This is a genomic window from Kaistella flava (ex Peng et al. 2021), assembly GCF_015191005.1.
Taxonomy (GTDB): Bacteria; Bacteroidota; Bacteroidia; order Flavobacteriales; family Weeksellaceae; genus Kaistella; species Kaistella flava.
Map to the genome: position 1 here is coordinate 1,638,094 of NZ_CP040442.1, position 22,316 is coordinate 1,660,409.

General features: G+C 34.7%; 16 protein-coding genes. 3 read left to right on the plus strand and 13 right to left on the minus strand.

What is annotated here, in order from left to right; all coding sequences use genetic code 11:
- Positions 1 to 524 precede the first annotated feature (524 nt).
- Positions 525 to 2,348, minus strand: coding sequence for a DEAD/DEAH box helicase (locus Q73A0000_RS07515; RefSeq protein WP_193813436.1), 1,824 nt, complete (start codon positions 2,346 to 2,348; stop codon positions 525 to 527).
- A gap of 419 nt (positions 2,349 to 2,767) precedes the next feature.
- Between Q73A0000_RS07515 and Q73A0000_RS07520 the strand changes: the two genes are divergently transcribed.
- Both Q73A0000_RS07520 and Q73A0000_RS07525 read left to right on the plus strand, forming a co-directional pair.
- A complete protein-coding gene (locus tag Q73A0000_RS07520; protein WP_193813437.1) occupies positions 2,768 to 3,610 on the plus strand; it encodes a Bro-N domain-containing protein in 843 nt (280 codons plus the stop codon).
- A 37-nt stretch (positions 3,611 to 3,647) separates the two neighbouring features.
- Complete coding sequence (locus Q73A0000_RS07525) at positions 3,648 to 4,313, plus strand: DUF2461 domain-containing protein (RefSeq protein ID WP_193813438.1); 666 nt, start codon at positions 3,648 to 3,650, stop codon at positions 4,311 to 4,313.
- 7 nt (positions 4,314 to 4,320) lie between these two features.
- Here the strand turns inward: Q73A0000_RS07525 and Q73A0000_RS07530 are convergent, their stop codons facing one another.
- Together Q73A0000_RS07530 and Q73A0000_RS07535 are read right to left on the minus strand one after the other, a co-directional pair.
- Positions 4,321 to 4,833, minus strand: a complete 513-nt coding sequence (locus Q73A0000_RS07530; protein WP_193813439.1) for a TlpA family protein disulfide reductase — start codon at positions 4,831 to 4,833, stop codon at positions 4,321 to 4,323.
- A gap of 9 nt (positions 4,834 to 4,842) precedes the next feature.
- On the minus strand, positions 4,843 to 6,483 hold the full coding sequence (locus Q73A0000_RS07535; RefSeq protein WP_193813440.1) for an alpha-amylase family glycosyl hydrolase: 1,641 nt from the start codon (positions 6,481 to 6,483) through the stop codon (positions 4,843 to 4,845).
- A 288-nt stretch (positions 6,484 to 6,771) separates the two neighbouring features.
- Between Q73A0000_RS07535 and Q73A0000_RS07540 the strand changes: the two genes are divergently transcribed.
- Complete coding sequence (locus Q73A0000_RS07540) at positions 6,772 to 8,250, plus strand: lipopolysaccharide biosynthesis protein (protein WP_193813441.1); 1,479 nt, start codon at positions 6,772 to 6,774, stop codon at positions 8,248 to 8,250.
- Positions 8,251 to 8,254: 4 nt separating this feature from the next.
- Here Q73A0000_RS07540 and Q73A0000_RS07545 read toward each other — a convergent pair whose 3' ends face one another.
- The 10 genes from Q73A0000_RS07545 to secD form a co-directional block, all read right to left on the minus strand.
- The gene (locus tag Q73A0000_RS07545; RefSeq protein ID WP_193813442.1) at positions 8,255 to 9,304 is read right to left on the minus strand and encodes a hypothetical protein; all 1,050 of its coding nucleotides are present in this window, start codon (positions 9,302 to 9,304) and stop codon (positions 8,255 to 8,257) included.
- A gap of 18 nt (positions 9,305 to 9,322) precedes the next feature.
- Positions 9,323 to 10,951, minus strand: coding sequence for an amidohydrolase (locus Q73A0000_RS07550; RefSeq protein WP_193813443.1), 1,629 nt, complete (start codon positions 10,949 to 10,951; stop codon positions 9,323 to 9,325).
- A complete protein-coding gene (locus Q73A0000_RS07555) occupies positions 10,924 to 12,009 on the minus strand; it encodes a hypothetical protein (RefSeq protein ID WP_193813444.1) in 1,086 nt (361 codons plus the stop codon). Before Q73A0000_RS07555 ends, Q73A0000_RS07550 begins: the two co-directional genes overlap by 28 nt.
- Positions 12,010 to 12,014: 5 nt before the next feature.
- A complete protein-coding gene (locus Q73A0000_RS07560; protein ID WP_193813445.1) occupies positions 12,015 to 12,893 on the minus strand; it encodes a glycosyltransferase family 2 protein in 879 nt (292 codons plus the stop codon).
- A 128-nt stretch (positions 12,894 to 13,021) separates the two neighbouring features.
- Positions 13,022 to 13,288: a YciI family protein gene (locus Q73A0000_RS07565; protein WP_193813446.1), complete on the minus strand. Its 267-nt coding sequence runs from the start codon at positions 13,286 to 13,288 to the stop codon at positions 13,022 to 13,024.
- A gap of 71 nt (positions 13,289 to 13,359) precedes the next feature.
- Positions 13,360 to 16,191, minus strand: a complete 2,832-nt coding sequence (gene polA, locus Q73A0000_RS07570) for a DNA polymerase I (RefSeq protein ID WP_193813447.1) — start codon at positions 16,189 to 16,191, stop codon at positions 13,360 to 13,362.
- A 424-nt stretch (positions 16,192 to 16,615) separates the two neighbouring features.
- The gene (locus Q73A0000_RS07575) at positions 16,616 to 17,203 is read right to left on the minus strand and encodes a phosphatase PAP2 family protein (RefSeq protein ID WP_193813448.1); all 588 of its coding nucleotides are present in this window, start codon (positions 17,201 to 17,203) and stop codon (positions 16,616 to 16,618) included.
- Between the two features lies 1 nt (position 17,204).
- On the minus strand, positions 17,205 to 17,528 hold the full coding sequence (locus Q73A0000_RS07580; protein WP_193813449.1) for a twin-arginine translocase TatA/TatE family subunit: 324 nt from the start codon (positions 17,526 to 17,528) through the stop codon (positions 17,205 to 17,207).
- Between the two features lie 95 nt (positions 17,529 to 17,623).
- The gene (locus tag Q73A0000_RS07585; protein WP_193813450.1) at positions 17,624 to 18,847 is read right to left on the minus strand and encodes a TCR/Tet family MFS transporter; all 1,224 of its coding nucleotides are present in this window, start codon (positions 18,845 to 18,847) and stop codon (positions 17,624 to 17,626) included.
- A 519-nt stretch (positions 18,848 to 19,366) separates the two neighbouring features.
- Positions 19,367 to 22,294, minus strand: a complete 2,928-nt coding sequence (gene secD, locus Q73A0000_RS07590; protein WP_193813451.1) for a protein translocase subunit SecD — start codon at positions 22,292 to 22,294, stop codon at positions 19,367 to 19,369.
- Positions 22,295 to 22,316 lie beyond the last annotated feature (22 nt).

The window sequence follows — 22,316 nt, forward strand, 5'->3', positions numbered from 1 at the left end:
CAACAAAAATTCGATTACAATTTCCTAAGATATTTAATTAATAAAAAAAAAACCACAAAGTCACAAAAGTTTCAGGTAAAAATTATTCCAAAAAGTTCATCAAGGATTTTCAAATTAGCGTGCTATCTATTTTGGAAGTAAGAGCTTATTCTTTGGTTTTGTTTTTTATTAAAAATGAAACTCAATCTTAATTAAAAAATACAAAAAATATAAATTCAAAACATTGCATATTTGCCCCGAGGCGAACTTTGCGCGTTAAACAGTTTCAAAAGAAAATTATAAAAACTTGCGCCTCTGCGTCAATAAAACGACTTATGCTTTTCTGATAGGAGAAATCTCTCAAAATAATACTTCATAGATGCTCAAGGATACTATATAGTTCATGAGAATTATATCAACGAAAAGCGCAAAATACAGCATTTTCTTACTCCAAAAAACACGACTCCCAAATCTTAACATTAACCAAAAAAAACAGCTCCATTAATTAAAATGAAACTGTTTTGTATATTTAATAAGAGTGAGAATTAGTTAGATTCTTCAGCTCTCATATCTTTTCCTTTGAATTTTTGAGTTTCTAATCCTTTAAGAACTTCGTCTTTAAATGATTTTTCTACTTCAAAGAAAGAGAATTTTTCTAAAATTTCGATATTACCGATATCTGGTCTTTTTCTTGATTTTTCAGTTGACTTGTTGATAATTTCCAACATGTCAATTTTTTTCAAGTTATCACGTTTTCCTAAGTTAAAGAAAAACCTTACCATATCGCCATCGTTTCTTCTTGGTTTTCTATCTCTAGATTCGCCTCTGTTTCCACCATCTCTATCTCTAGAATCACGGTTTCCACCCTCACGGTCACGTCCGAAATCCCTGCTTCCACCGTCTCTGCTACCACCATCACGGTTGTTGCTGAATCTGTTTCCACCTTCTCTTCGGTCACCGCCTCTGTCGCGATCTCTACCTCTTCCGTCACGATCACGGTCTCTGCCACGATCTCTACCTCGGTCTCCTCCTCTATCGTCGCTGTTGAATTTCTGATCAACCAAATCGTCTTTATCTTTGTAATAAAGCGCCATCTCTCTCAGTTGTAACTGCAACATTTGGTGAACCAACTCTTCTTTAGTAAAGGCTGATAAATCTGGAATCAACTCATTGTCGAATTCAACCAGATTTTCGTGCTCTGTAAATAATTTTTCGAATACTCCAGCAACCTGTGCTTCGATAATCGTTTTACCAGTTGGGATTTTCTTCTCAACAATATCAATTTTAGTAACTGATTTAATTTGTTTCAATTTTCTTGATTCTTCAGGTTTAATTAAAGAAATCGAGATACCATCTTTTCCAGCACGTCCAGTTCTACCACTACGGTGAACAAAAACTTCAGGATCATCCGGTAAAGAGAAGTGAATAACGTGTGTCAATGAATCAACATCCAAACCTCTCGCTGCAACGTCAGTCGCAACTAAGATATCGATGTTTTTCAAACGGAATTTTTTCATTACCGTATCACGTTGTGCCTGAGATAAATCACCGTGAAGCGCATCTGCAGCATACCCATTTTGCATCAAAAAGTCAGCGACTTCCTGAGTTTCCATACGGGTTCTACAGAAAAGAATTGAATATTGATTTGGATTTGCATCAATCAATCTTTTCAAAGCTTCTTTTTTGTTTCTGTAACCAACCACGTAAAATTCGTGCTTGATATTTTTCTTAACTTCATTGATAGAACCAACAGCAATTCTGTGTGGATTCGTCAAATAGTTTTTAGAAATTCTTTCAACCTCTTTATTCATCGTTGCCGAGAACAAAAGAGTTTGTTTAGTTTCTGGTGTTTCTCTTAAAATGGTTGCCAAATCTTCTTTGAAACCCATTGAAAGCATTTCATCAGCTTCATCAAGAATTAACCATTGAATTTCTGAAAAATCAAGGGCTTTTCTGTTGATCAAGTCGATTACTCTACCTGGCGTTCCCACGATAATTTGTGGTTTGTCACGTAAAGATCTGATTTGATCGCTAATACTGCTACCACCATAAACTGCTGTAGTTTTGATGTTTTTTAAGTATTTCGAATAATTTGTAATGTCTTTGGTAATTTGCAAACAAAGTTCTCTGGTTGGACAAAGCACCAATAATTGGATTTTGCGACTCCCGTCGTCAATCATATCCAAAATCGGAAGCGTAAACGCTGCTGTTTTGCCTGTTCCCGTCTGCGCAAGTGCGATAAGATCGCGTGTATCTGTAGAGATAAAAGGAATAGTCTGTTTTTGGATTTCTGTTGGGCTCACAAAGCCCATTTCGCCAATTGCCTTCAAAACTTCAGGACTTAGATTGGTCTCCGTAAATAAATTCATGTAAAAGATCGTCTATAAATTGGGTGCAAAGATACGTTTTTTATTTATTATAATTATATGAGGTGTTTATTAAATTATTGTTAATTACACAAAACGCCATTTATCTCCGTTTTATTTTTGTAGGTTAACTTTATATTTCTTACAATCCTCTATTTTCTTTAACTTAAAGTTCTTCTCGATATTAAATGACGAAATTTAAAAACCGTGTCAAGGTTTAGAACCTTGACACGGTTAAATGACAATGAACATATATTTAAAATTAATTTTGATTATTTTTGATTAGAATTAATTAGTAAAAACAACACGCTGCTCCACAATACAATTCCTCACAACCTATAAAGAAGCAACGACAAGAATAGTTTCAAGGTAATAAAAACGTATTTTCGTTATGAAGAATATTTTTAGAAAAATCATTTAAAATGAAAAAAGAAACCGCAATAAAATTATTTGAAAGCCAGAAAGTTCGTACAATTTGGAGCGATGACGATGAAAAATGGTATTTTAGTATTGTTGATGTGGTTTCTGTTTTAACTGACAGTCTAAATCCACAAGTCTATTGGAGAGTATTAAAAAAACGATTAATCGACGAAGGAAATGAAACCGTTACAACTTGTAACGCTTTGAAATTAAAAGCAGCTGACGGTAAAATGCGTTTAACTGATGTTGCAGATACCGAGCAACTTTTTCGCCTAATTCAATCTATTCCTTCTCCCAAAGCAGAACCTTTCAAATTATGGTTAGCAAAAGTTGGCTACGAACGGATAGAAGAAACTGAAGATCCAGAACTTGGTTTTGATCGTGCAATGGAAACTTATCTGAAAAAAGGATACAGCACCGCTTGGATAAATCAACGCTTAAAAAGCATTGAGGTAAGAAAAGAATTGACTGACGAATGGGATAATAAAGGAGTGAAAAAAGGACAAGAATATGCTTTACTTACTGATGAAATCACCAAAGCTTGGTCAGGAAAAATCGTTAAAGATTACAAAAAATACAAGGGTTTGAAAAAAGAAAACCTTCGAGATAATATGACCAATTTAGAATTGGTTTTGAATATGCTTGCTGAAGCTACAACTACCGAAATAAGCAAAGAAAAAAAACCGAAAAACTTCGCCGAAAATAAAATAATAGCCCGACAAGGCGGAACAGTAGCGGGAAATGCCAGAAAAGAAATCGAAGCAAAATCAGGCAAAAAAATCATTAGCAATCTAAACGCCAAAGAATTAAAAAAAATAACAAACCAAAAAAAGAAATTGGAATAAGTAAAAGTAATTTCTCATCTCAAAAAAACACATCAAAATGTCTGTAAAAATAGAAAATTCCACCCTACAATTCCTTAAAACTTTAGAAAAGAATAACAACCGCGAATGGTTCAATGAACATAAGGATGTCTATCTGAAAGCCAAGGAAGATGTGGAAGTATTTGTGGAAGATTTAATTCATGAGATTTCAAAATTCGATGACGAGATTTTGAAAATTGATCCCAAGAAAGCAATCTTTAGAATCTATCGTGATATCCGTTTTTCGAAAAATAAAATTCCTTATAAAACGCATTTCGGAGCGAGTTTAGGAATGGGAAAAGGAAATAAGATCTCTGGATATTATTTACATATCGAACCCGGGAAATCATTTTTAGCAGGTGGCGTTTACCAACCAGAGCCTTCAGTTTTAAAGGAGATCAGGAAAGAAATAGCAGCAAATAGTGAAGATTTTTTGAAAATTTTAGAAAACAACGATTTCCGAAATAATTTCCGCGGATTAAGTGTAGAAAACAAATTACAAAGAGTTCCAACCGGTTTTGAAAAAGATCATCCGATGGCAGAATATCTGAAATTGAAAAGTTTTATCGTGAGTCATCCTGTATCTGATGAACAACTTTTAGATAAAAATGCGGCGACCAATTTTGCTAAAATACTCGAAAGTATAAAACCACTCAATGAATTCTTGGAATTACCTTTTGGTTAAAAGACGATTACTTTAATTGATCAATCGTTTTCTGAATATCAGGATCACTCGGATGAATCGAGTAATACTTGGCAATTTTTCCAGTTTGATCGATGACCATAAATCTTGGCACCCAATTCAAGTCGATGTAATTATTGAAATTATTTTTCCAACCTTCATCAAACCAATAGTTTTCTTGAGAAGCGATTTCGTATTTATCCAACCCTCTTTTCCACTGTTCGTGAGAACGGTCCAAAGAAAAGTAAACGAAGTCAATTTCTGGATTTTTCTCTTTCAACTCTTTAGTAGCCGGAAGTGCAAGAATACAATCTCGACACCAACTCGCCCAGAAATCAATAATTAAAATTCGTGCTTCATGTTTTTTCAACACCTCGGCAATCGAAACTTTCTTTCCTTCTAAAGAAGTTATTTTTTGACCTAAGGCCTCTTTTGAAAATTCTGCTTTATTAATTTCCGGAACTTTTTGGGCAAATAGTCCGAAGGAAATCAATACTAAAAATAATATGCTGACTTTTTTCATTTTAATTTTTTAATTAATTTTTTCTAACAAAACAATTGGAGAATTAGAATAGAAAGAAACTTTCCCATTTATAACAGGCATCGATGCACCAGAAGAAAAATCTTTCAATTGATTTCCTTCAGCAAAAACTCCTTCCACATTTACTTCTTTCAGTTTTCCACTGATATCAAGTCCAATGATCACTTTATCGGTGTAATTTTCATGGGATAAGACGCGGGAGAAATAATAAGGCGTTTCCGAAATCATTTGATGAACGCCTGCGCCGACAGCTGGATGATTCGCTCTAAATTTCCCTAATTTTTGATAATGTTTTAACAGGTTATTGGTTGATGCACTTATCGCAATATCATTCCAGTTCATGTTTGACCGAAGATTTGCATCGCCTTCTGTACCAACAATCGTTAAAGTTCTTGCAGATTCATCTCCATAATAAACTTGTGAAATCCCGGGTGCTAATAATAATTTTGTTCCAGCTTCATAAGTTCTTTTTCTATCCTTGTCAAAAGGTGATCCGTCATCATGCGAAGTTAAATAGTTCATCACGGTTTTGCCGTTCAAATCAGAATGCAACAGTTTTGAATAATTCGAAAATAGCTCTTCATAAGATTTATTGGCATCTCCTTTAAAATCGAAATTGATGAGCGACTTAAAGCCGTTCTGATAATAATTCACTTTTTTATCACCGAAATCGTAATCTTGCTTTTGTGAAATCCCATAACCGTAAACTTCTCCCACCGTAAAAAACAAATTATTGTCAAGTACTTTCGAAGGATTTTTTCTTTTATAAATATCAAATGATTCCTGGCAAACCTTCTGGAAATCTTTCCAAACATCTTCATTCGTATGTTTTACGGTGTCAACGCGATAACCGTCAATTCCGTATTCCTGAACATAATCTGCCAGCCATTTCATAATATAATATTTCGGTGCTTTTGGATAGCCTGTTCTGGCAAAAAAGGCATCCAAGGATTTCATTTCCGTTTCATACTTCCCTTCTTTTTTCCATTTATCAACGAGCATTTGTGGAAGTTCTGCAGGCTGATTTGACTCCGTTAAAACATCAGGAAGATTAGCAACCAAAGTACATTCAGTTGTATTTTTAAAATTATTGTAAGTACAGGTTGGCGAAGTTCTCACCCAGGAATTAGGATATATTTCATCGGTTTCCGTCACCGGTCCAGTGTGATTAATCACCGCATCCAAAACAATTCGAATTCCTTTTTTATGCGCTTTCTCCACCAATTCTTTAAGGTCTTTCTTCGTTCCAAAATTGGGATCCAGTTCCGTCCAGTCTTTTGTCCAATAACCATGAAATCCATAAGTATTACCTGTTCCTTCATTGGTTACGCCGTGAATTTGCTCCACAACTGGTGTCATCCAAATGGCGTTTATTCCTAAATCAGAAAAATAATTATCATCAATTTTTTGAATAACTCCTCTTAAATCTCCACCTTCAAAACCACGAAGAACAGCGGCTTTTTCTTTTCGATTAAAATTAATATCATTCGACGGATCACCATTTTTAAAACGATCGGTTAAAAGAAAGTAAACGTTGGCTCCCTCCCAAACGAAAGGCTTTTGTTGATTATTTTTAAGGGAACTACAAGAGGTCAGTAAACTAAACCCGAGGAGAATAAGAACTTTTTTCATGCTATAGTAACGAAGATATTTTATTGCAATAAATGCTATTAAGAACTCACATCTTCAATTGATAAATTTAAAACAAAACCTTGTCTCCTTCAAATCATTTACTGCTTAGTAATGATTTTAACATTTATTTAACATATTTTACTATCTTTGTTTTCTTGAATTTGAAAACAACTTTGATGATTTAGAAAATTACTCACGAATTTTACTTAAAAACTATTTACCGTTAAAAAATATGGTGCGAAATTTCATTTTCAAAGAAAACCAAAACTCCCTTAAAACCAATAAACTATGAGTGTAGTTGCACGTCAAGGTTTTAAATATTCCTTAATCGGATATTTCGGTTTTTTACTCGGGACTATTTCTGCGATTTTCATTTTCCCGTACGACATGGAGTTTTACGGAAAGTTGCGCTACATTATGCCAACAGCAGAAATGCTTTTACCAATCGTAGTTTTTGGACTTTCTTTCTCTACCGTTAAGTTTTTTCATCAGACCAAAAAAGATGGTAAACATCAAAATCTATTATCTCTTTCTTTAACTGGAATTCTGCTGAATTTTGTCATTTTTTCCATCCTATTTTTCGCTTTCTTTTTATTGTTCCCACAATTCCAAAGTTTACAGTTGTGGAAAATGAAACTTTTAATTCTTCCACTTATTTTGGTAATGGCCTTGTCTGCTGTTTTCAATAAATATATTACCAATTTCAAAAGAATTGTTGTTCCTAATATTTTTGAAAATCTATTTCCAAAAATCGCCAATTTAGGAGCCTTTACTTTATTTTTCTTTTTGGGCGTTTCTGAAAAAGGATCGTACGGATTTTTCCTTGGAATGTTTCTATTATCGTTGGTAGGATATTTTTTCTACGCCAATAAACTGGAAAAAATCACACCTGATTTCAGTACGGATTATGTACGGAAAGACAACCTTTGGAAAGAAATTCTGAACTACAGCTTCTACGGTTTTCTAGGAAACATCGGAAATTATATCGCCTTCCGTGTCGATAATTTCATGATTGGTGAATTCTTAAATTTTGAAGAAAATGGAGTTTACAGTATTATTTTATCCATTCTCTCTTTTATCCTAATTCCACAAATGGGACTGTTTAATATATCCGCTCCGATTATTAATAAAACCATTGCTGAAGGGGAATTCGAAGAACTGGACCGTTTCCACAAAAAAACTTCTTTGACTTTATTCTTTCTAGGCGCAGTTCTATTTTCGTGCATATTAGTTGGATTTCCTTATTTAAGTAATTTCATCAAAAACGGCGAACAATTGCGTCAAGCCGAACCCGTTGTCTGGATTTTAGGATTCGCAATGTTATTTGATTTAGCCACTGGATTCAACGGACATATTATTTCGCTCTCAAAACATTACCGCTTCAATATTGTGGTGATGCTATTTCTAGCGATTACAACGATTGTATTGAACTATCTTTTCCTAACAAAAACAGAATTTGGTATTATTGGAATTGCAATGGCAACGGCGATTTCACTGAGCTTATTTAATATGATTAAAATTTATTTTAATTATGTTAAATTTAAAGTTTTCCCATTGACCATCGAGATGATGTACGTTTTTATCATCTGCACTTTAGCGATAACTTTGGCTATTATATTCCCGGTAACAAAAAGCAATTTGTTCAATCTCTTGTACAAACCAGCCTTTGTTTTAATCGTAATTTTTGGAGCTAATCATGTAATGAAGATCTTCCCACTTGAAGATTATCTGAATAAAAAGTTCTTTAAAAGCATCTTTAAATTCTAAGAATTTAGAGTAACGATTTTAAAGTATTTTCAAGCTCAGTTGAAATTGCATTTTTTCTAAATTCCTTTTGGAAATCATAAGAGTTCTCTGATTTAAACCCGAAAATTTCTTGTGATAAATTTGCTTTTTCATTCATAATAAATTCAAAATCAGATGGATAATTCTCCGGAAAGAAAGCCACTTTTCCATACTTAATAGCATCGCCGATATTTCCACTCATTTTGGTTTTCCCATAGATTTCTTTATTGCTAAAGAATTCGGTTTCACTTTGAATTGGACACCATATAACGTTGGCTTTATTCATCCATTCATCGAAAATATTTTGAGGAACTTTTTCAGTAAAATATTGAATCGAAATATTTGCGGATTTTTCTTTTTCAAAACTCTGTAACCAGCGAAGTTCTTTGCCATGGGCTTTTCCGAGAAAAATAATTTGAATCAACCTTTTCGAATCAAGTTGATTTAGATTCGTCAATTCTTGAAGCACTTTTTTATAATCTCTTCTTTGCTGCGAAACCGCTCCCGGAATCACAATCGTGAAAATTTCAGAGTTATTATTGACTTGATATTCATTAAAGAACACTGGTAAATACTGAAAATGATCTCGCCCTAAACTTTGATCCAAAACCAAAAGATTTTTTGCCTTTCTAAAAACTTCGGGAGCTGAAAGTAGATCTTCTTTTAACCATAATTTCAATCGGTATTTAAAGTCTTTTTTAAAGATATTTTGAAATAATTGAAACCTAGAAGTCCTTGTAAAATTTAAATTATGAACAATAACGGAAGTATTATATTTCTCCGCAATTTCATTAAATAAATTAAAATAACGATGCACCGTTCCTATGATAATCAAATCATAGTTCTGCTCCAATTGATCCAAAAGTTCCGTACTTTCACTTAAATGAATGTTCGAATGATGTTTCCCGATTTGCTTTATAATCCTTTCAGAAAAGTAATAATCGACCTCAAACGCTTTGGAACCGTTCATTAACGCCATGAAACTTCCTGCAATTTCTGCATGAGTATCGAGTTCTATGTAAGCTATTTTTTTCAAGATTAAATTAAGGTTTAGTTAGAAAACTTTCTTTCCGTTGCTATAAGTTTCTAAAACTTTAGTATCTAAAATTTTAACTTCCGGAACCGTCATCAAATCTTGGTCAACAATTATAAAATCCGCTGATTTTCCTGGTTCTAAACTTCCGATTTCATTTTCCTGGAAAGCGGCTTTGGCTGCCCAAATCGTCATTCCACGAATTGCCTGTTCTCTTGTTAAAGCATTTTCTTTTTGAAATCCGTTTTCAGGATAATGTTTTGAATCCTTTCTTGCCACAGCAGAATAGAACGTTTTTAATGGACTAATTTCTTCGACTGGAAAGTCAGTTCCCAAAGGAAGCCAACCATTTTGCTTTAATAAATCTTCGTAAGCATAAGAATATTTCAAACGTTCTTTTCCTAACCGATCTTCTGCCCAATACATATCGGAAGTTGCGTGAGTCGGCTGAACAGAAGGAATAATTGAATATTTTCCAAACAAATCGAAATCGTTTTTATCAACAATTTGGGCGTGTTCAATTCTCCATCTTCGGTCATTTTTACCGCCTAAAACATCACCATAAATTTGAAGAATCGTTCTGTTTGCAGAATCTCCGATGGCGTGAGTTGCCATTTGCAAATTACTATTTTTCAATTTCTTCGCTAGGTTTTCGAAATGCGTTCTTTCACTTAATAAAAATCCTCTCCAATCTTTCTTATCCGAATAATCATGTCTTAAATTAGCACCTCTGGAACCTAATGCTCCATCAGAATACACTTTAAATCCACCAACAGTTATATTTTTATTGGTATATCTTCCCTTTTTAATCCAACGGTCGTAATAGTCAGGATTGTCTTCCATCAAAGCGAAAATCTTCATTTGCAAAGTATTCTGTGATTGTGCTTTTTCTAAAAGTCCCAAAGTTCTTTCTGTAATTCCGCAATCATGAAGCGAGGTTAATCCGTAAGAAAAACATTCTTTCTGCAATTCAGAAAAATACTGAATCGCCATTTTATCTTCAATTTCCGGAATATGTTTTTCAACCAAAAGCATTGCGTTATCAACTAAAATTCCAGTCAATTTTCCATTCTTAACTTCGATTTCTCCACCCAAGATTTTTGAATCTTTTGTCACTCCGGCAATATCTAATGCTTTCTGATTGGCAACCGCAGCATGCCCATCAATTCTTTTTAAATAAACCGGACGGTTCGGAAATAATTGATCGAGTTGTTCTTTATTTGGAAACTCTTTAATTGCCCAATCATTTTGATCCCAACCACGTCCGTAAATCCATTCCTTAGGAGCAGTTTTGGCGTAATCTGAAATCTTAGAAATAATCTCGTCCCAAGATTTTGTTCCCCAAAGTTGGCATTTCCACTTGTCGGTAGCATAACCTGTGAAATGACAATGCGCATCGATCAATCCAGGGAAAACAGTTTTCCCCTGTAAATCTTGAACTTTGGAAGATTTGTAATTTTTAAGAATATCAGCAGATTTTCCAACGGCTATAATTTTTCCTTTTGAAATCGCCATCGATTCTACCGTATCAAAATTTTGATTGACCGTGTAGATTTTCGCATTGGTGATGATGAGATCTGCGTTTTTCTGTGCCGATATCAATCCGAAACACAACATAAAAATTAATAATACTCTATTTCTCTTTTCCATACATAAAGGTTTTTGTCATCGACGATCTTGGTTATCTCCGTCCAATTTTTTTGTTTATCAAACTTATACTTGAAAGTTACTATTTTATTCAAATCTTGATTACTCTCATTTCCAAAATTATCTTTTATCTCTAATTTTACGATATAATTATTCTCATAACTATATTTCTCACTGTACAATAGCCTATCATTAACAAAGGTTTTTCTTGCAATTAAATAATCTTGAGGATTATATGTGTACAATGAAGAAGTTATCAGTCGATCATTTTCATATTTACTTTCTTTAATCTTCCTATTAAGTTCATCATATTCGTACGTGTAGAATTCCTTACTTTTTCTTGTAGCATTCTTGTAATCAGTGTAGAACTTTACAGATTTACTTATTTGCCATCGATCATTATAATACCGTTGCATGATTAAATACCTATTAAAAATAGAATCTCTTATCTCTTGATATGCGCCCTCATCACTAACAATCTTATTTTTTTTATTAGTAACTAAATAAACATTTTCTACTTTATTTACGACGTCATACTCACTAATTTGTTTTTCTGGAAAGGTATCTAAAAATCCACCGCGCTTCTGCAAGGTTCCATCTTTTTTATATCGAATAGTTTCCTTGAATATCGGGTTTGAATCACATGATTGATAAAACATTTTTGATTTTATCGTAGCATAGTCGGAACTATCAGATTTAAAAACCAGTCTATTAAAACGATCGTAAGAATATCTGTAATCTCCCACCAATTTTCCCGATTTATAAAACCACTTTTCATTGCTAATGTTTCTATTCTTATCGAAATACGTTTCGTTATTGATGTACCTGCAAAATGCACTTCCAAACCAACTATCACGCATACTTTTCCGTAAATTTTCAGGCGTCATAATTGTTGCATGGCCATAATCACCGTCGGTAGAAAGAAACTTATATGATTCTATTTCTGTTAAAAAAACAACAGTTTCTTTAACAAATTTTGGGTTTCCAAGGATTGTATCTCTGATGATTTGCCCACAGAATAATTGAGTAGACAACAAAAAGAAAAATATTGTTTTTAGCATAAAAATTATTTTCTATTGAACATCTGTTGCCAGCGTAGATTTCTGATATATTTTATTTCTTCTTTTGATAATGACCGTTCTCGTTTTTGTTTTAAAAAAGATTTCATCGTGGTGAAGAATTCTGAAAATGACTTATTTTTAAATGATGATTTTCCGGAGGAAATGATTGTTAATGGTAAATTCAAACCGATATTATAAAAGTATTCACCGAGTTTTTCGGCTTTCTGATTTTTATATTGATAAGCAGTCGGTCTTAAATGTTTCACCCACAAATCTTTAATCGTGATGGTTTCCCAACCATTTTTCTTGGCCAACATCACATCAATATTATCCCAACCTAAAACCGGGCGCAAACCATTCATAGCCTGAAAACATTCTTTACGGTAGGATTTTATAGGTCCACGAATATGGTTTTTAGAGGATAAATTTTCAAATTTCCATCGGTTCTTTTCGTCTTTAAAATCGTACACCAAAGCATTTTCAAAAATTGTTTTATTGATTTTGACAATCCCGGAAACCATTCCGGCTTTTGGTTGCGTTTCATAAACTTGATTGACTTTCATTAAATAATCCGACGGAAAAACAATATCTGCATCGAATTTACAAATGATATCAAAGTCGATTAAATCTACAGATTCCAATCCTTTATTAAAAGTTCGAACTACTTTTGCGCCAGGTTCATGCTGTGATAATTCTAAATTCTGAATTTTAAATTTTGAATTTTCTTTAATAAAATCTTCAATAATTTGCTGCGTTTTATCCGTAGAACCATCATTAACAATGACGCAGAAAAAATCCTGAAAAATCTGTTGTTGCAAAGATTTCAAAGTGAAAAGAACATTCTTCTCTTCGTTGTGCGTGGGAATGATGATTAGAAATTTCATATAATAATTATTATAAATTCCAGAGGAATCTTATCTCTGTATTCAACAATTTACCGATTTTAAATATGCGTTCCGGAGGAACGCTATCTTTAATTTCTCAGAAAATAAATGAACGACCAATACCCCTTCTACAGAATTTCGTCGTTCCAATCTTTGATGGTTACTTTTGCGATTAAACCTTCCAAAACAAAGGGATCTTGCTTCACAAATTCTTCTGCTGTAACTCGGTCGGAAAAAATGGCCATTGCTCCTTCTCCTGGAATTGAAAATGCCCCGGTACCCAAAATTTTTCCCGTTTTTAAAAATTGATCTTCTACTACTTGATGCCTCGGAAAAACTTCCATAAACTTTTCCATTGGTGCGTCTGCATGCTCATAAAATACCACTGTTTTCATAAGTAAAATTTTAAATTAAACTTTATTTAAAAAACTTTGTCAAAGATTTTAACTTTGACAAAGTGTAAATCTTAATGCGCTTCCAACCAGTTATCTCCGACTCCAACTTCGACTAATAAAGGAACGGTGGTTTCGTAAGCCGATTCCATTTCTTTTTTAATTAAAGCAGTTACGGTTTCTAATTCTTCTTCAGGCGCTTCGAAAACAAGTTCATCATGAACCTGCAAAAGCATTTTCGTTTTTAAATTCTGTTCGGTGAGTTGCTCATCAATTTTAATCATTGCTAACTTTATCACATCAGCAGCACTTCCCTGAATTGGAGCATTAACAGCATTTCTTTCAGCGTGTGCTTTTACCACAAAGTTCGCAGAATTAATATCTTTTAAATGTCTCTTACGATGCAATATCGTTTCTACATAACCCATTTCCTGCGCTTTCACGACCTGATTGGCCATGTATTTTTTCAAATTCGGATAAGTTTCGAAATAAGATTCGATCATTTCCTTGGCTTCTTTTCTGGAAAGTCCGGTTTGTTCGGCTAAAGCAAAAGCACCTTGACCATACAAAATTCCGAAGTTCACTGTTTTTGCTTGTGAACGCTGGGTTTTCGTAACTTCTTCTAAAGGAATATTAAATAATTTCGAAGCCGTGGAAGCGTGAATATCTTCACCATCTTGAAAGGCTTTAATCATATTCTCTTCTTCAGAAATTGCTGCAATTAAACGCAATTCAATTTGAGAATAATCTGCCGCAATTAATTTATTTCCAGGATTAGCGACAAATGCTCCACGAATTTGTTGTCCACGTAAAGTCCGGATTGGGATATTCTGCAAGTTTGGATTTATACTTGCTAAACGTCCTGTTGCAGCCGTTGTTTGTGAAAAATTGGTATGAACGCGATGATCGTCTTTATCAATCTGTAAAGGCAAGGCATCGACGTAAGTGGATTTTAATTTCTGATACGTTCTGTATTCCAGAATATGTTTAATAATTTCATGCTTTGAAGATAATTTTTGTAAAATATCTTCGGAAGTTGCGTACTGACCAGATTTTGTTTTCTTCGCTTTTGGATCAAGTTGCATTTTTTCAAATAAAACTTCGCCCAATTGTTTCGGAGAATTCATATTAAATTCTTCGCCTGAAAATTCAAAAATCGTTTTCTCCAGTTGACGTAAATCGTTTTCTAAATCAATACTTTCCTGTTCCAACCATTTTTTATCGAGCGCAATTCCTTCCAGTTCCATTTTGGCAAGAACTTTCATTAAAGGCATTTCGACTTTAAAAAATAAATTCTCAAGATTTTCTTTTTTTAATTGTGGAGCAAAAACCTGATAAAGACGGAAAGCCAAATCGGCATCTTCACTGGAATATTCAGTTTGTTCCTGTAAAGAAACGGAGCGTAAACTTTCTTGATTTTTTCCTTTCTTACCCACCAATGATTCCAGGGAAATCGGTTTGTAATTCAGGTACATTTCGGAAAGATATTCCATAACGTGTCGACCGTCTGGATTGAGTAAATAATGCGCAATCATGGTGTCGAAAAGTAATCCTTCAACGGTAATTCCGTATTGTTTTAAAACTTTGAAATCAAATTTTATATTGTGTCCAATTTTCAAAACATCTTGCTTCTCAAAAAATGGACGGAAAATTTCCAGCGTTTCTAAAACTTCCTCGCGATTTTCTGACAGCGGAATATAATACGCCAAGCCATTTTTGTAGGAGAAACTCATTCCGATTAGTTCGGCTTCCATTTCATCTAATGATGTGGTTTCAGTATCGAAAGAAACGGCTTGCTGAGCCATTAAGTTTCGAACCAACATATATTGCGCTTTCGGAGAATCGATGTATTGATACAAATGATCATTATCAAAAGCAGTTTCTTTGGTCGTTGTCGCTTGATCTAATTCTTCAAAGTTGGCAAACAAATCAAGTTGCATCGATTGAACTCCACCCTTTGCAGGCTGAGGATTAGAAAGTGATGGTTTGACACTAGAACTCACATTTTCATTTGCGGGAGCAAAAGCACGATACAAGTTTTCATATAAACGTCGAAATTCAATTTCATCAAAAACTGCTTTTACTTTTTCAAAATCAGGCGTATCTAAATCATATTGTTCCTGATGAAATTCAATCGGTGCATCACAAATAATAGTGGCCAATTTTTTTGAAAGGATTCCACGTTCTGCTGAGTTTTCTACTTTCTCTTTTAACTTTCCTTTTAAATCTGCCGTGTTTGCTAAAAGATTTTCAATACTTCCGTATTCTTTTAGAAACTTCTTGGCGGTTTTTTCACCAACTCCTTCAAGACCAGGAATATTATCCACAGCATCGCCCATCATGGCCAGGAAATCAATAACCTGTTTTGGATCTTCGATTTCGTATTTTGCTTTAACTTCTTCAACGCCTAGAATTTCGAATTCAGCCCCTTTTAAACCGGGTTTATAAATCTTGACGTTCTCTGTCACCAATTGTGCAAAATCTTTATCTGGCGTCACCATAAAAGTTTGATAACCTTCTTTTTCTGCCTTTACAGAAAGAGTTCCAATTAAATCATCGGCTTCATAACCTTCCAGACCAATTATGGGAACGTGCATCGCCTCTAAGATTCTATGAATATACGGAATAGCCAGTTTAATGGCTTCGGGAGTTTCATTTCTGTTGGCTTTGTATTCGGCAAAATCAGCGGTTCGAACGCTGGCTTGTCCGACATCGAAAACGACGGCTAAATGCGTAGGTTTTTCTCTTCTAATTAATTCAATTAAAGAGTTGGTAAAACCAAAAATAGCGGAGGTATCAATCCCGGTACTTGTGATACGCGGACTTCTTATTAAAGCATAATATCCACGGAAAATCATCGCGTACGCATCGATGAGGAAAAGCCTTTTATCGTTGTTTTCTGACATAGAAGCAAAGATATAAAAAAGATAGGAGGAGTGGTATTTTCAATGGAAATTTTGATTGACGAAATCGAATTGATAAGAGAGTGAAAATGCTTTAAACACAAATTGTACAAAGAGTTTCAAAAATTTCACAATTTGAGAGTTTGAAGATTTGAGAACTTGAGAATTGATAATTAAAATTTAACCATTAAGATTTTGGTTAAGGAGTGAAGAGAGTTAAGATGTCCTTTGGAAATTGCGTGGTGTATTAATGAAATTTATTATAACACAATTTACACAAACAGTTTCTTAAATTTCATTTAACTGTTGACAATTGACCATTACAATTTAATCATTAAGGTTTTGGTTAAGGAGTGAAGAGAATTAAGATGTCCTTCGGAAATTGAGTGGTGTAAAAATATTAGAAAATATTATTTTCGTTAAAAATCTACTCTGAAATGGTCGTTGTTGAATTTGAGTTGTTCTGCTTGTGGATTACTTTTAAGGCTAGAGTGGCAAAAAAACCACCGGCAAAAAAGCCCATTAAGGAACCCATTAAAATATCAAGTGGAAAATGGACGCCCAAATAAATTCGGCTGTAAGAAACGATGATGGCCCAAATGAATAAAATATAAGGAAGCAATCGGTATTTTCGATAAAGAAGCAAAGACATAAAAGTGGCGATAAAAAATGTGTTTGCAGCATGACTGGAATAGAATCCAAACTGTCCGCCACATTTTACGTCACGCATTAAGCCTGTTAAAGTTGGATCGTGACAAGGTCGTAAACGTGCAACTCCGGTTTTGAAAATTCCCGCTAATTGATCGGAGAAGGTAACTCCTAAAGCAATAAATATGAGAATAAAAACTAAATTTCGAAGTTGATAGTTTTTAAATAAAAGATAAAGAAAAATGATATAAAGTGGAATCCATATCCAGGTCGCAGAAATCATGATCCAGAATTGGTCGAAAGAATGACTTCCCAAATTATTGAGAAATAAAAACATCGATCTATCTTCCTGAATAATCTCGTGCATCTTAACGGCTTACTGGTCCTTCGTGAGAATCGTTTTCAGAAAGATTGACTTTGGGTTCTTCCCGCTGGGCAAGAGCTTGTTTGTCAAGATCAGCCATTGGATTAAAATCCATTGCTGCTTGCTTTACTTTATCAATTTCTCTTTTGATTTCAGAAACAGGATTGTCCGTTTCTTTTAAGATTTCAGTTTTCACGTCTTCCATGGCGCCACGCATTTTGCGTACTCCCTGTCCTAAATCGCGCGCAATCTGCGGTAATTTATTTGGACCAAACAAGACAACGATTGCTAAGGCAATCATGAGCATTTCACCTATACTTAATTCCATGGTGTAAAATTACAAAAGATTATGGTATCGTTTTTCATTTTTAAAATTAAATTATTCTTAAAATTTGATTGGAATTCAAGAGGTTAAAATTTCAATTACGGATTTTTTTTTCTCAGGAAGATCCTATTCACCAATATAACACTGATTGCCATTAAAATAAATCCCAGGAAAAAGGGTGCTCCCGGAAATTTAAATGGTGCCGAATCGTGTGTAAAATAATAAAAAACATTCGTCATTAAGGGTGGACCGATGATCGCAGTAAAACTAATTAAACTTGCCAAAGCTCCTTGTAATTCTCCCTGTTCATTCTTTGGAACTTGTGATGAAATTACAGATTGTAAAGCAGGTCCCGCAATTCCACCTAAGCCATAAGGAATTAAAAAGGCAAACATCATCCAACTTTGACTGGCGAAAGCGAACAGAATTAAACCAACTGCATAAAGTGCCAGTCCATAAACAATGGTTCTTTCATTACCGAGTTTGGGTTGTATTAATCGTATTAAATATCCCTGAACTAACGCTGCCATTAAACCGACTGCTCCCAATGAAAGTCCAACTACTTTTTCTGTCCAGCCGAATTTGTACATCGTAAAGAAAGTCCAGTTGGTTTGTACGGCATGTCCGGCAATGTAAACGAGAACTAAGGTTGAAATTAAACCTAATATTTCTGGATGTTTTTTCAGTTGCAATAAAGAACCAATGGGATTTGCCCGTTTCCAGTTGAAAGGTCGCCGGTGTTCTTTGTCGAGACTTTCGGGAAGAATAAACCAACCGTAAAGAAAGTTGACTAAACATAAACCAGAGGCTGCGTAGAACGGAACTCTTGCTCCGTATTGTCCAAGGAATCCACCGATGACCGGACCGATAATAAATCCTAAACCAAAAGCGGCACCAATCATTCCGAAGTTTTTGGCGCGGTCTTCATCATTGGATATATCAGCGATATAAGCACTTGCCGTAGTGATACTCGCGCCTGTAACTCCTGATAAAATTCTTCCGACAAAAAGCCAGAAGATGGTTGGAGCAATTGCCTGAATGAAAAAGTTCATTGAAAATCCTAACAATGAAAAAAGGATAATCGGTCGTCTGCCAAACTTATCACTCAATCCTCCTAAAACGGATGCGAAAATAAATTGCATTCCGGCATACGCAAAACTGAGCCAGCCTCCGTAGCGGGAAGCGACACTTAAATCAGTAGTACCAACTAATTCCTGAATCAGTTTCGGAACTACTGGAATCACGATTCCCCACCCTGTAATATCAATTAGTAAGGTGATGAAAATGAAACCTATGGCGGCGGATTTTCGATTTTTTTTCATTGCGGGTGTAAAGATAGTTTTTTGTCAGGTTTTTTTTATAATTAGATTTAATTACTTAAAAAAGTAACTGTTTGAAAATACGAATTTTTAACACAAAGACGCAAAGTAGTATATAACTTACTGTAAAAATTACGGGCGCAAAGGCACTTCGTTTAGCAATGGGTAAAGCATAAGCATAATAATAAAAGAAATCTTTAATTGTAGAATACTAACTCTAATCTCTCAGTGAAATTCAAATGTTGGTGTTTGAGGATTGAACCATTTTCACATTAATAAAGATCTTCGATTAAATCGGGATTTGCAGCCCGACTTGAACGGAGCTCTTTCTAGTTGGTGGCTGAGCTTGTCGAAGCCACCAATTAAAAAAGCGGGAGTGGAAGGCGGAAATGTCTGCCCAAATAGAAAATAAAAAAATTCGGATTTGCTAAATATATTTTCTTATAAAAGTAGATATGACGAATCTTTTAAACAAAAAAAATGTCCCTCTTTCGAAGGACATTTATTATTTAAATATAAAATTTATTTCTTAGTTCTTTTGTCAATGACTTCTACATCGACTGAAGTTCTACCGTGTAGTTTTTCTTCTGGTCCTTTTCCTTTCCCTTTTAAGAAATCATAAGCGATTGCCGAGGAAATAAAGATGGATGAATAAGTACCGAAACCGATACCCAATAACAAGGCGAACATGAATCCTCTTAGGTTTTCTCCACCGAAAATAAAGATGGCCAAGATTACCAATATCGTGGTGAATGACGTATTGAACGTTCTACCCAAGGTACTTGAGATAGAGTCATCAAATAATCCTGCCAAAGTAAGGGATTTTTTCTCTCTTAAATATTCACGGATCCTGTCGAATACAATTACGGTATCATTAATGGAATATCCTAATACCGTCAAAATTGCTGCAATGAAATCCTGGTTGATCTCCATGTTAAACGGCATGTATTTGTGCAGTAATGAATAGGTTCCTAAGATGATAATCGCATCGTGAGCCAAACCAACAATTGCTCCTAAAGAGAACTGCCATTTGGTAAAGCGAACTAAAATATAAAGGAAGATTCCCGCTAAAGCTGCGATTACCGCGAACATTCCACCTGTTTTGATATCATCTGCAACGGTTGGTCCTACTTTGGTAGAAGACACGATTCCGGCATGAGAAGCATCTGGTGATTTGAATTCTTGTAAAGTTAAACCTGCTGGGAGTTCTGCTTTTAATCCTTCATATAATTTTTGCTCGATGGTTAGATCGGCTTTCAAAGATTCGTCATCAATTAAATAATCCGTAGAGATTTTTAACTGGTTACCGCTTCCGAAAGTTTTTGCTTCTACAGCAGATAGTTTCCCATCTTCAGTAGAGAACATTTTGATTAAATCTTTTTCCGTTTTATCAGCATCAACTGGTTTATCGAATTTCACAACGTAGTTTCTACCACCTGTAAAGTCAATACCATATTTGAAGCCATTTACATAGATGGAAACTAAACTTCCAACAGTAAGAAATGCAGAGATGATGTAAGCATATTTTCTTTTTCCAATAAAGTCGATCCAAACATTTCTGAATAAGTTTTTAGTCATAGGCGTCCAAACTGACAATCCTTTTCCTTTGTTCAATCTTGCAAAAATCATTACTCTTGATAACAATACCGAAGTAAAGAAGGTCATCAAAATACCGATGATTAATGTTACTGCAAATCCTTTAATTGGACCTGTTCCGAAGATATACAAAACAATTGCAGTTAGAATCGTAGTCGAGTGACCATCGATAATCGCCGAAAGTGCATGTTTGAAACCGTCTTTGTACGCTTCCAGAATACCTTTACCAGCGAAGAGTTCTTCTTTGGTTCTTTCATAAATAATTACGTTGGTATCCACCGCCATCGCCATGGAGAGGACGATACCCGCGATACCAGGCAAGGTTAAGGTCGCATCTACAGAATCCATGATTCCGAAGATGTAGAACAAGTTGATTACCATTGCAATAACCGCATAAACTCCAGCACCACCGTAGTAGAAAATGATATAACAAACAATTACTAAAAATGCGATCAAGAAAGAAAGCATACCTGCGTCGATTGACTGTTGTCCTAATGATGGCCCAACAACATCTGCCTGTACAATTTTTGCACTTGCAGGAAGTTTACCAGCTCCTAAAACATTTACTAAATCCTGAGCTTCTTCTTGAGAGAAGTTACCAGAGATTTGTGTTCTACCATTCGGGATTTCATTAACAACATTTGGTGCAGTATAAACTACATTATCCAAAGTAACTGCTACTGATTTGTTCACGTTTTTGGCAGTCATTGCTTTCCATTCTTTAGAACCTTTTGAGTCCATTTGCATGTCAACAACTACTCTACCCATTTCGTCATAGTTAACTCTGGCAGATTCTACGGCACCATCAACAGGCGCTTTCTGGTTGATGTTACCACGAATAGCATAAAGTACTAAATTATTTGCGTCAGTAGATTCTGGCTTATATCCCCACATGAACTGGGTATATTTAATATTCGAAGGGCGAAGGTCTCTCGCAACTTTCGAATTTAAAATTTTATTAACTGCGGCAGTATCTGATAATTTAATGTTACCAACTCCACTTGATCTCAAAGAGTTCAACTGAAGCATATTCATTAAATTGGTATTTTTTGCAACACCGATAGAATCCGCTTTCAAAGGAACAATAGTTGATAATTGCTCTAAGTAAGGAATAACTTCCTGAATCGTCTGTACTTCCCAGAACTGTAATTTTGCAGAAGTCGCCAACATTTTCTTTACACGGTCGATATCTTTACTTCCTGGCATCTCTACCGAAATTCTACCTGTTCCAGGAACACGCTGAACGTTTGGCTGGGTAACACCCATTTTATCAATACGCGTTCTGATTACTTCGTAAGCAGCTCCTTCTGAAGCACTAATTTTTCTTCTAACGATATTTTTAACTTCATCATCAGATGAGTTGTATTTAATTTCTGTAAGATTGGTATTTCCGAAAATTTCTGGATCAGCCAATTTCAAGTTGGTTCCTTTTTCTTTATTTACCGCAGCAAATTCAGTAAAGAAATTCTCGATATAGTTTTTCGTAGAATTTTTCTGGTCTTTGTCTGTTCTGTCTAGCGCTTCCAAAAGAATTGGATTCGTAGAATATTGGGTTAAATCATTTACCAAATCTCTTTGGTTGATTTCCAAAAGAACGTTGATTCCTCCTTTCAAATCCAGACCCAACTTCATTTCTCTTTCTTTTGCTCTTGAATAATACAGTTTTGTAAATCCAAGATTAAGAGTGTCTTTAGAAAGACGAGCCATCTCTTTGTTATATTTTTCGGGATTGTTTCCCGCAATAGCAGTGGCCTGTCTTTCAACTTTACCAGCATACCATGTTGGTAACAATTCGTTAAGACAAATAAGTCCCAGAATGACCGCAACCAGCGTAATAAGTCCTTTTCCTTGCATCGTTAATAGTTTACAACATTAA